The organism is Nostoc sp. NMS9 (genome assembly GCF_017114995.1).
Lineage (GTDB): Bacteria > Cyanobacteriota > Cyanobacteriia > Cyanobacteriales > Nostocaceae > Nostoc.
In genome coordinates, this window is sequence record NZ_JABXKL010000004.1 from 65,549 (window position 1) to 76,978 (window position 11,430).

Below are 11,430 nucleotides of genomic sequence, written 5' to 3' on the forward strand. Positions count from 1 at the left end.
CATTTTAGATGTCTATGACAGGCTACGCCTACGCTCAGGTAGATGGCCAATCCAGTAAGCTGTAAAGTGAGCGTTGTCGATGATTATGATATGAAAACTTTTACTGCGATCGTTGAAAGAGATCCTGATACTAAGTTCTATGTCGGCTATGTCCCTGGCTTTCCTGGAGCGCATTCTCAAGGTGAAACCTTGGATGAATTGCAGGAAAATTTGCGTGAGTGAAGTTATCGAAATGCTTCTAGAGGACGAGGATCACCGCTAAACACGACTCTTATTCCGTAAGTCGTCAGATGTCATACTTAGTTGTAAATTTGTCTTTTGGGCGATCGCATTTTAGTTCAGTATAAATTAGGGGCGATCGCTTCTTTGGTGGTATGGACAGTCTTGGGTAGAGCGATTGCACAACATGTACTAAACATAGGATTTTTCCTTTCATACTCGTGTATTTGAAACGGATACATTGGCGTATCTGGTCAAGTAAAGGTGGTTTTTATAGTTCATTCATCATCAAAACGGGAAGAGAGTGTTAGTTGAGGGTAAAAACTACCTAAGCAGTATTATTGCCAAGTTTTGATGTATTAGACTGCACTCATCGGGTAAAGTATACAAATATGATTGCTAGTCCATACTTTTGCAGTAAATGATACAAAAATTCAGGTATTAAACCGCAAAAGTGCAATATAATTACGCTACATCCGTGATTAAACTGTATTTTTGCGGTAAAAGCTCCATTAAAAGAGTACTAGTCCGCACAAGTGCGGTTGAATAAATAGTTAGCCTGCTTAGGTTATTTGTGGGGGCTACACAAAATTAGTTATTGGAGTTCAAAGCCAAACTGCTGAGAGTTATCTACGAGATAATGCTTTAATGACTTATAGGGGATAATCAATTTAGATTTTTGTTTTCTGTTCTAGGTATTACTAAAGCTTTATAAGAGCAATTATAGATTTAGATAAATATGACGGAAACCTCAATCAAGGTCTTTTTCTCATACTCTCATAAAGATGAAGCACTACGAGATTCATTAGCAACACATTTAAGTAATCTAGAGTGGCAAAAAGTTATTACTAGTTGGCACGATCGTAAGATTGTTGCTGGAACTACGTGGGATAGTGAAATTAGATTTCAACTTGACTCGGCCGATATTATTCTCCTTTTGATTAGCCCAGATTTCATTGCCTCAAGTTACTGCCGTGAGGTCGAAATTCCGCAGGCAATGCAACGACATGAAACTAGAGAAGCTTACATAATTCCAGTGATTTTGCGCCCATTTTATTGGTTGGATGCTCCTTTTGCGAAGCTACAGGCTTATCCACAGAATGCTAAACCTGTAACAAGCTGGGTTAATCAAGATGAAGCCTTTGTCAGTGTTACTCAGGGCATCCGAACAGCAGCTAAACTACTACACGACTACCGGATACAACAAGCACAGCAACAGCAAAAAGAGACTGTCAAAGCAAGATATCTTCAAAAGGTCGAGGGAGTTTTATCAGATGGTAATATCACTATTGCAAAGCGTGACATACTAAACGATTTTCGAGATGAATTAGGTTTATCTCCTGAAGAAGCTGAACAGATAGAAGCCCATTGGTATGAGCCATACAAAAGATATGAGGAGAACCTAAATAAATACAAGCAAACCCTTACTAGGTATATTGAGGGGGGCTATTACCCCTTCAATGAGAACACCCAGAACGACTTAGAAGTTCGCCAGAGAGATTTAGGGCTGAAGTCGAAGGATGTAGAGCGAATCAAAAAGCCGATTTTGGAAGAAGCAGAGGTGAAATATCAGGAGAAACTGGAGGCAAAACGGGTAAAGGAACGCTTGAGACAAGAAGAACCTAAGCCAGGTAAGTTAAACATCAAGAAAGTGTGGGAATTTATTAATAAATGGAATTATTTTCTACTTTTCATCCCTGCTGGGATCGGCTTTCTCTTTTTGATACCTCAATGCTCAAATTCTCTAAGGCTATCTTTTTCAGAGAACTCTCCAACTCCTTCTCCAGAAGCAACTGTAGTTTCTACACCTCCTGTTGAACCTCTTACTTCTGATGACATTGAAAATCTTCAAGAACAAATTAGTGTTGGAGAAAACGTTCTAGCAATATCTGAAAAAAACGATGCTAACTATCCCGATGCTTTTCAAGCCGCGAAAGAGAAGGGGAAAAATGCAATTATTGGTGGTAATTATCAGGCTGCAATTGATGCTCTAACGCTTACAAGGCAAAGCTCTGCACGAGAATTTTATAAGAATGCACCTGAGACATTAATCAACCTCAATAATGCTTATATTGGAGATAAGTTAGCCTATACTATTGCAGTTGCTGCACCCATTAGTCAATCGGATAACTATGGACTAGGTGTTCTGCGCGGTGTCGCCCTAGCCCAGCAGAAGATTAATGAAGAAGGAGGAATTGAATATGCTAACGGTAACAAGATGCCCTTAAGAGTTGTACTTGTAGATGATCAAAACACTTCAAATGTAAAGTTGGCTCGGTTTTTAAGCGGCTTGAGTCTTAATGTATCAAATATAAATAAAGATTTAAAGATACTAGGATTAATTGGTCATCAAACCAGTGATTTGACTTTGGAATTAGGAAAAATCTATCAAGAAGCAAAGTTACCAGTCATTTCCCCTTCGGCAACTTCTACAGAACTTTTTGGAAAATTTAGTTATGTGCATCTAGTAGCTCCTAGCACTCGTCAAATGGCTAAGAGTTTGAATCAAAAAATAGATAAGCAGCGAGTTATTGTTTTCTACGATTCTGAAGAAGAGTTTAGTAAGTCATTCGGCACTGAAGTTTGTAAAGCAGTTGTTGTTACTTGTAAACCTTGGAATTTTAATGAAACACCAGTAGTTAATACCGAGCGTGTTAAAAAAGCAATTGCTGACGGCTCAACAGCCCTAGTAATTGCATTTAATGCAAATAAGAGTGAAGATAATAAAAATAGAGCTTCTAATATTATTAAAGCTGTATCTGAATTCAATGCGAATTCTCAAAACAAGATGGAGCTATTTGCTGCAAATGCTTTCTCTGACCAGACCTTGATAAATAAGGCTAGGACTGGAAAGGTCAGTATAGTCAGAGTTGGCCCTTGGGAGCCTAATTTATCTGGAAACTTATCATTTGATCTTATAAAAAAGAATGATCAGTTCCTAGCTCTTAACCTTGAGCTTTTTGGTACAAGACAAGTGAATTGGTTCACCTTAATGGCTTACAATGCAACTATGGCTTTGACTGAAGCAATTAAAAAATCACAATCTCCCCCTCCAAAGAATGATGATGAGCTTAAAGCAATGCGCGAAAAAATTAATGCCGTGTTTATAAGTGGAGCTTTCAGTGTACCTGGAGCTTTAGGGGAAATTCATTTTGGAAAAGAAGGCTATGTTGAACGTGGCAATGTTATCTGTTTATCGAGAGTAGGAGCTAATACCAATAGCTTAACTGATTGTCAGCCAAGTGAATCATTTCCAATTAAGTAATTGGGCTAGTAAGATGGTTATGCTTACTCTGCTTGATTATGAGATATTTTGATATCAAAGAATAGTCGGAATTTTGTAGAGGAAAATACTAATAGCTAACTGGATAATAATTAGCTATTAGTATTTTCTAAGCAGTCCGAAAACGCGCCAACTCTTCACCAGTCTTAGCATCATGGGCGTGAACTGTACATACCAAACACGAATCAAACGATCGCGCCACATGACCAACTTCCACAGGGTCGCTAGAATCGTAAATGGGTGTGCCAATTAAAGCTTCTTCAATAGGGCCGCGGATTCCTTCACCATCACGAGGGCCGATATTCCAAGTACCTGGAGCAATTACCTGATAGTTCTTAATTTTACCGCCCTCTACTTCTACCCAGTGAGATAAAGAACCGCGTGCTGCTTCCGTTGCACCCCAGCCGCGTCCATCTTTTTCTGTAGGTTTGATATACCAAGGGTCGTTTAATTTGAATTCGCGTAAACAGTGTTCAGCTTGTCGATATAACTTGACAAGTTCGTGAACTCGTGCTAACTGACGCACATGAATACTAGCACCACCCATCTCCTTGAAGACATCGAGGATGAAGCCGTCGTAGTGTTGCCAAGATTCGCCATGTTTGCCACCAGCTACTAATTGACGGGCTAAAGGGCCAGCTTCCAAACGTCCGAAGTCTTTGTGAAGGACTGCACTCGCCCAAGAGTAGGCGTTATCGAAGTCTTTGGTATTATTTGCTGTGGGTTTAGTGGTGCGATCGCTAGGGTGAATATCTGCTGTCCCTTCATCGTACCAAGAGCGAGTTGTATTCTCGCGGGTAAATGACTGATCCATTAAAACGTGAGTGTCTGCGAAGCTGTCGTACACTCCACTTTTCATAATCATCGCCGCATTTCGTCCTTCAATAGTCGGCTTTTGATATTTATCTTCATGGGCTAAATATCCCCAAGTGACATATTTCCCAACACCAGCGCCATATCTATCTAGACCAATATCTAAACCCATCCGCCAATAGAAACCTAAATCGGAATCTCGATGATTGCGGTCTTCATCTAACCATTCCCTAAAGTCATCATAAGTTTGGATTTGTTCATAGCGTTCTAAAGAACAACCTAACCACACTGGTTCTAACCAATTGGTGCGGAAATATTCAAGAAGCGCCCAAGCACGGGTAATATCTGTAAGGGTGGGGGCGCACATTACACCACCAGGAACCATGTAGCTAGAATGAGGCCATTGTCCGCCTAATAGTGCATAAATTTCTACAGGTTTAGCAGAAATTGTTATGCCTAGTTCATAAGATTTGCCTGTGAAAGCAGCAAAACGTCTCACAGCTTCGTCATAATAGCGACTATGGCGATATTTTTTATTGGTTAAATCAATGGCAAACAAACCATAAAAATAGCGGGGGATGCTTTGAATGGTTTCGACAATTTGACCGAGATTTCTTGCCAAAATTGCATTGCGGGGAACTTCTGTTTCCCAAGCTGTATCTAATGCCCAAGATGCACAGGTTAGGTGAGAACCGCCGCAAATGCCGCAAATGCGAGGTGTGACGATTAATCCGGCTTGGGGATCTTTACCGCGGAGGATAACTTCAAATCCGCGAAATAGTTCGGCGTGTGTCCAAGCGTTGACTACACGTCCATGTTCAATATCGACTCGGACATCTAAATCGCCTTCAACTCTACCGACGGGCGAAATGTCTAATGATTGAATTCCCATTTTCTTATCCTTTAATTGTTAACGGGAGTAGGGGAGCAGGGGAGCAGGGGGGCAGGGGGGCAGGGGCAGAGGAGACAAGGGGACAAGAGGTGAGAACTTGCAACAAGTTTTTCCCCTTGTCTCCAATTCTCCTTGTCCCCTTGTCCTCTTCTCCATGCCCCATGCCCAATGCCCAATGCCGCAATGACTAAACTGTAAAAAAGTCTTCTTCTGCCCAAGGTGGTGCTGCGTCTTTGGCGACCATTGTGAGTAAGGCGTAGTCTTTTTTGTTCACCCCTGGTGGTAATTCTTTGGGAACTCCCATGACTGTTTGGGTTTTAAATACGGTTCCTGGTTTAAGGTCAAAGAAGGGAAATTCTGGTTCGGTGCAACCTAAACAAGGCATTCCGGCGCGAGTTTTGGAAGAGACACGGTTCCATAAGATGCGGTTGCAGGAAGAATGGGTCATGGGGCCGCGGCAACCCAAGTCATAAAATAGGCAGCCTTTGCGCTGACCAAATTCGGCGGTTGAAGCTTTGTAGGCAAAGTGGACGTTGCGGGTACAACCTGTTTGGGTATAGGTGTTGAAGAAGGTTTGGGGACGATTTAGTTCATCAAAAGCAATGTCTGCTATGCGTCCAGTAGCGATCGCAACTAATATCTGCGTAATCCAATCGGGATGGGCAGGACATCCAGGTATATTAATTACAGGTAATCCGGCTTGAGAGAGAAAATCTTTCCCTAAAAAGCCGCCTTCTTGACGCTTGAGAAATTGCAAACCTTCTGATTCGCTAGGGTTGGGTGACATGGCGGGAATTCCTCCCCATGTGGCACAGTCTCCCACGGCGACAATAAATTTAGCAACTTTGGCGAGGTCTGCTAACCAATCTTTCATGGCGCGATCGGCAAACCGATTCCATTCGCCAGTGCCATTGGGGGCGTTAACAACACTGCCTTCAAATACCAAGATATCTAAGGGAATTGTGCCAGAAATGCAATCTCGCAGCAGTGTTTGCAAGTTGTTCCCTAGTTCCAATCCCAAGGAAGGATGCCAAAGTACCTTGATGCCAAAGTCGGCAATTAAATCGCAGACTGTCGGTTCTTCAGCGTTGAGAAATGACATGGTGTTACCCGAACAAGCACCACCTTGTAGCCATAGTACGTTAGTCATCGGCTATGTGTTTTTCTATTGTTTCCCATGCATGATGTAGGTGATAATGCTTGTAAAGTCTCACCTGGTTATCAATATTTATTTTTCAATACTAAGATATTTTTTTATTGAATTCTCTTTCATTAAAAAAGAATTAATCATTAACAATAGCTAAAGGTTTTACGAGATTCTTTTAAATTATTATGTTTGTTATACTCGTAACAGATTTAACAAATAAAAAACAGTAAAAACAGAATTATTGTTTTTTAGTTACTGACGTTAAATAATCTTGTCTACTGAATTTATTACTGTTAAAACTCTGTAATAATTACTGCTAGTTGTTAATTTTTACGAAAGTATGAGTATTTTAAGCAGTCATATTTTAATGTGATAACCAAGTAAAATTCAGCAAAATATTGGGGTACAAGACTTTGCACCCCGTCAGCTATATATCAGTTGTTTTAAGATTTTGGTTGTGCAGCTTGCCTGACAAGTTGTTCGTCCAAACCTAACGCTTGAGCTATCTGCTCAATACTGAAACCCAACGCTAATAAGTGCGGTATCACTTCTAACTTAACTTCTTGTTTAGCTTCTTCAAAAACTTCTTGCTTACCTTCTTTTTTACCTTCTTCAAAAACATCTTGGAAAAATCTAGTTTGCCTGAAGTCATTTAATTCAAACATTTTTCCGATCTCCTCCTGGCTCAATCGCGGCAACTCGTAGATTAATATCGTCTCTATTAAACGCACTGTTAAGCCTTCGCGCACCCTATTATTTTAGGATTTTGGTTGTGCAGCTTGCCTGACAAGTTGTTCGTCCAAACCTAACGCTTGAGCTATCTGCTCAATACTCAACCCGAGCACTAATCACTGGGGTATCGTTTCTAACTTACCTTCTTGTTTGCCTTCTGCAAAAATATCTTGGTAAAATCTAGTTTGCTTTAACTCATTTGCTCCAAACATTTTTCCGCTCTTCTGCTGTTTTAGGATTTCGGTTGTGCAGCTTGCCTAACAACTTGTTCGTCCAAACCTAACGCTTGAGCTATCTGCTCAATACTTAACCCCAGCACTAATAACTGGGGTATGGTTTCTAACTTAGCTTCTAACTTACCTTCTTGCCTACCTTCTTGTTTCCCCTTTTGCTCACCTTCTGCAAAAACATCTTGGTAAAATCTAGTTTGCTTTAACTCATTTGATCCAAACATTTTTCCGATCTCCTCCTGGCTCAATCGTGGCAACTTGTAAATTAATATCGTCTCTATTAATTGTATTATTTCCCTAATAGTAGCGACATCTGGAATTTGCTGTCGGACGCTGTTGACTATTTCGATAGCTCTTGTTGTCGCAGTTGATTCGGGTTCGATGATGAGTTTAACTGTTTCTATGCCGATTGATGATGCTTCAATTGAGCTTAATTCGTCAAGATAGACGCGAGTTACTCGTTGTGAGTTGAGTAATTCTGTATATCTTTCAGTATCTCCAGTATCAACGCTGCGGTTGGGGTAGATGACAACACCACGCCAATTGTTGGTTAATTCGGTTTTGTCGAGATAGTTAAAGATTTCGGTAAATAAACGTGAGTACAACTTTTTATCTGGTTGAAATTGCACTTCGGCAAAATAAATGGGTAGTTCTGCTGCATTTGGGAGGAAAACGCCATCAATTCTAAACGCCAGTTGCTTGACTTCTACTGAAGAAAATTGATAAACATTAGCTAGTTGGGGCGGTTGGTTAATCAACTCAAAGAAAGTAGTGGGGATACTCTGAAAAATCCGATAGAAGATACTGTCTGTTTTCAAGGTAGCTTGTTTTACAGTTGATTAATATATTTTACACTTGGACGATCCCGTGGTGACTCTTGGGAGTATACAAATTAGCTGGTAAGATAGTGCATATATGGTATGTCAACAATTCAATAAAGAATATTTGAATTGTGTCAAGTGATGATACAAAAAGTATTTTAAAAAAATTAGGTGTTTAAAGCTGACATTAATATTAGCAATTTCCCCCTAGAATTTTAGAAATAGGGTGTTTTATAGTAAAAAAAATGATTGGGCATGGGGTATTGGATATTGGGCATGGGATCAACTCTTTCCGTAGTCCTTAATCCTTAGCCTTAGTCTCAGACAAAAAAGGGGAATTCCGCCTAAAGGACTCGAAGCCTGCGTAAATCAGTATGGCCCATGATGAGATGCGATCGCGTGTTTCGATAATTCATGGGTGTTAACAGACTCAATTCCCAATTGGCTAGAGTACGGCAGAGTTATGACCCCCAGCATTACAGATTCAGCGGTGAAGGCTGCGTTAGCAGCTGTTGCATCGGAGTCAGCCTCAGCAGAGGAAAAAATCCAAATGCTGATTGAGATCGCACAGGGTTTTCAAAAAAAGCCCAAAACTGCCCAAGACTTGCGAAATGCAGTTGGGTTATATTACCGGGCCTATGAAATGTGTGGTGAGGAATATCCCCTACTAAAAGCCAGGGCGCAAGTGGGGATGGCAGGGACGTTACAGGCAATACCGGATGTTGAGTACCAACTGCTACTGCAAGCGAAAGTCGGTTATGAAGAGGCGTTACCGATCTTACAACAATTAGCAACGCCTCAGGAAGTAGCAGAGACGCAGATGAATTTTGGGCTGGTGTTGCAGTCGCTTGTGCCATTCAATTTGGCGCGGATAACTGACAGCATTCAGGCTTATCATGAGGCTTTGCGGGTGTTTATTTGGGAAGATTACCCTCAGGAATACGCGATTTTATATAACAATATTGCGATCGCTTACCTTTCTATGCCTCTAGCATCAGAACGGGAATACTTGCGTCAAGGGTTAGCTGTGCAATCATTTGAGGTAGCACTAAAGCATATTAATCTGATCGATCATCCTAGAGAATATGCGATGTTGCAAAACAACTTAGGTAACGCTTTACAATATTTAGTGAGTTCTCATCCTGTAGAAAATAACTTGCGAGCGATCGCAGCTTATGATGAGGCGCTAAAAGTGCGTAATCTTCAAGATACACCTCTAGAGTACGCTAACACAATTTCAAACAAAGCCAACGCCTTATTCAACTTACCCGACGACTCAGAAAAACCAGAAGCTGGCAATCCTAAAAATCTCTCACAAGCACGTATTTACTATCAACAAGCTTTTGAAATCTTTACCCAAAACCAACAAATAGGACAAGCAGAGATAGTAGCTCAAGCCCTACAAGATATTGAAGCAGAAATAATTAATAGGGAATAGGGCATTGGGCATTCGTTCTTCTCCTTCATCCCCCACTCCTTACTGTCTACTCCCCTCACTATCAGGAAAACAAAACAGCATGAGAGATATTTTAACAAACCCTTCTGTGAGAGATTTTCTCACAAGTTTAGCAGATGGTGACTTAAACATAGTAACAGGATTAGTGTGGATAGTCATAGCAACAGCCTTGTCTATGGTCGGCGGTGCTATTGGTGGAATGCTGTTAGCTGGAAAAGATATCGGCTATCAGTTTTCAGCAATGCTTGGTGCATTATTTGCCCCTGCTGGTGTAATTCCTGCTATTCTCTTAGGGTTTGCAATCTTAAATTTATTGACAAATTATTAGGAGTAAACATGTTAGAAATTGGCTGGTTTTCTGCCAAGTTATTTTTCAAAGGAAAATTACTGCGCGATCCAATGTATTTTGTTCAACGAACTGCTATTGCTACTGCTGTAGGTTCGTTACTGCTAGTGTTATTTGCACAAATCGACATTCCCTTCTACTTACCAATAACATTATCTAGCCTAGTGACAGGTTTGATTATGCCATTTCTCCTCAAAGACTTCAAAATGAAATAATTTGTCATTGGTCATTTATGAATAACCAATGCCCCTAAAGAGTGCTGAGTAATGAGTGCTGAGTGGGAAATCTCACTTGTTTACTCAGAACTGGGAACGGGCTAAACGCCCTGTTACCCCTAACGGAACTCTGAACTGTTTTGCCCAATGACTAATGACTAATGACAAACCTTGAAGAATTAGTTCGGGAAATTAACCGCTTTGAGGCAATTATATCCGAATGGGATGAAAGCCAACGGTGTGTAGCAGTTGGTCTAAAAAGAGCAATTGAAGCTTTGCATAAAGCAGCATTGACTAATTTAATTAAAAGCCTCAAACAAGAATCAATGTCAGGTTTGCGTCATGCTGTGACTGATGAAGTAGTGTACGCAGTACTGCTTTATCACGAACTAGTAAAACCACCAAAACCACCATTAGCACAGCGAATTCAAACAGCCCTTGAAGAAGTTCGCCCAGGTTTAAAAAGCTATAATGGGGATGTAGAACTAGTAGCAATTAAGCCTCCAGATACAGTAGAAGTCAGATTAATAGGAACTTGCAGCAGTTGTCTGGCTTCTACTTTGACTTTATCTCAAGGAGTAGAACAAGCAATCAAAAACCATTGTCCCGAAATTACCAGAGTGGTTGCGGTCAATAATAACACTGTTGTTAACAACGCAAGTTTTGGTTTAATTAGTCCATTTTCTTCAAAAATAACTTCTACTTGGATCAAAGTAGCGACTATTGAGCAAGTTCCTGAATTTAGTGTATTGGCAGTACAACTTGCTGGTAATTCCCTGATTTTACACCGTCAAGGTATTATAGTAAAATGTTACCGTAATGCTTGCACTCATCTAGGATCTGCCCTAGATAAGGGTAAAGTTGAAAATGGTATTATTACTTGTCCTTCTCACGGATTTCAGTACAATTTAGAGACGGGTGAATGCTTAACAGCACCTGATGTTTCACTTCAGTCGTATCCAGTAAAAATTAAAAATGATAAGGTTTTTGTGAAACTGCAAAAATGATTGTGTTAAAGTAACATCTCAGCAAATATACTTGACGATTAGAAAATCACGGCTAATTTGTTTTTCATTTCAGTAGTTCGCGCATTCATTTTAGTGTTTTGTGGAAGCAAAATGCCTGAATGTTTTCTCAATATACCTGAATCGTTTCTCATTTATGCAATTTAGTGATTCATTTTAGTGTTTTGAGAAAGCAAAATGCCTAAATGCTTTCTCATTTCAGTAAATTTAGCAAGCATTTCGGTAGATTCAGCAAGCAAAATACCCAAATG

Annotated in this window: 10 protein-coding genes and 1 pseudogene; 6 read left to right on the forward strand and 5 right to left on the reverse strand. The window is 40.3% G+C overall.

Annotated elements, in window-relative coordinates; translation table 11 throughout:
• The first annotated feature begins 90 nt into the window (after positions 1-90).
• A pseudogene (locus HWQ40_RS01875) lies at positions 91-262 on the forward strand (type II toxin-antitoxin system HicB family antitoxin).
• Between the two features lie 24 nt (positions 263-286).
• Here the strand turns inward: HWQ40_RS01875 and HWQ40_RS01880 are convergent.
• Positions 287-436, reverse strand: a complete 150-nt coding sequence (locus HWQ40_RS01880; RefSeq protein ID WP_292774638.1) for a hypothetical protein — start codon at positions 434-436, stop codon at positions 287-289.
• Positions 437-958: 522 nt separating this feature from the next.
• On the opposite strand from HWQ40_RS01880, the gene HWQ40_RS01885 reads away from it, so the two are divergent.
• Positions 959-3,484: a TIR domain-containing protein gene (locus HWQ40_RS01885; protein WP_292774639.1), complete on the forward strand. Its 2,526-nt coding sequence runs from the start codon at positions 959-961 to the stop codon at positions 3,482-3,484.
• Between the two features lie 127 nt (positions 3,485-3,611).
• On the opposite strand, the gene HWQ40_RS01890 is transcribed toward HWQ40_RS01885, so the two are convergent.
• The 4 genes from HWQ40_RS01890 to HWQ40_RS01905 form a co-directional block, all read right to left on the reverse strand.
• Complete coding sequence (locus tag HWQ40_RS01890) at positions 3,612-5,207, reverse strand: nickel-dependent hydrogenase large subunit (RefSeq protein ID WP_292774641.1); 1,596 nt, start codon at positions 5,205-5,207, stop codon at positions 3,612-3,614.
• Between the two features lie 187 nt (positions 5,208-5,394).
• Positions 5,395-6,357, reverse strand: a complete 963-nt coding sequence (locus HWQ40_RS01895) for a hydrogenase small subunit (protein WP_292774642.1) — start codon at positions 6,355-6,357, stop codon at positions 5,395-5,397.
• A 440-nt stretch (positions 6,358-6,797) separates the two neighbouring features.
• A complete protein-coding gene (locus HWQ40_RS01900; protein ID WP_334983988.1) occupies positions 6,798-7,103 on the reverse strand; it encodes an Rpn family recombination-promoting nuclease/putative transposase in 306 nt (101 codons plus the stop codon).
• 215 nt (positions 7,104-7,318) lie between these two features.
• Positions 7,319-8,134 carry an Rpn family recombination-promoting nuclease/putative transposase gene (locus HWQ40_RS01905; RefSeq protein ID WP_292774644.1) on the reverse strand — a complete coding sequence of 272 codons (816 nt, stop codon included), beginning with the start codon at positions 8,132-8,134 and terminating at the stop codon, positions 7,319-7,321.
• A 466-nt stretch (positions 8,135-8,600) separates the two neighbouring features.
• Between HWQ40_RS01905 and HWQ40_RS01910 the strand changes: the two genes are divergently transcribed.
• The 4 genes from HWQ40_RS01910 to HWQ40_RS01925 all read left to right on the forward strand — a co-directional run bounded on the left by HWQ40_RS01910 (position 8,601) and on the right by HWQ40_RS01925 (position 11,161).
• Positions 8,601-9,575 carry a hypothetical protein gene (locus tag HWQ40_RS01910; protein WP_292774683.1) on the forward strand — a complete coding sequence of 325 codons (975 nt, stop codon included), beginning with the start codon at positions 8,601-8,603 and terminating at the stop codon, positions 9,573-9,575.
• A gap of 79 nt (positions 9,576-9,654) precedes the next feature.
• Positions 9,655-9,921, forward strand: coding sequence for a hypothetical protein (locus HWQ40_RS01915; protein ID WP_292774646.1), 267 nt, complete (start codon positions 9,655-9,657; stop codon positions 9,919-9,921).
• Positions 9,922-9,929: 8 nt separating this feature from the next.
• Positions 9,930-10,154, forward strand: a complete 225-nt coding sequence (locus HWQ40_RS01920; protein WP_292774648.1) for a hypothetical protein — start codon at positions 9,930-9,932, stop codon at positions 10,152-10,154.
• Positions 10,155-10,315: 161 nt separating this feature from the next.
• Entirely contained in the window at positions 10,316-11,161 is an 846-nt protein-coding gene (locus tag HWQ40_RS01925; protein WP_292774649.1) for a NifU family protein, read from the forward strand.
• Positions 11,162-11,430 lie beyond the last annotated feature (269 nt).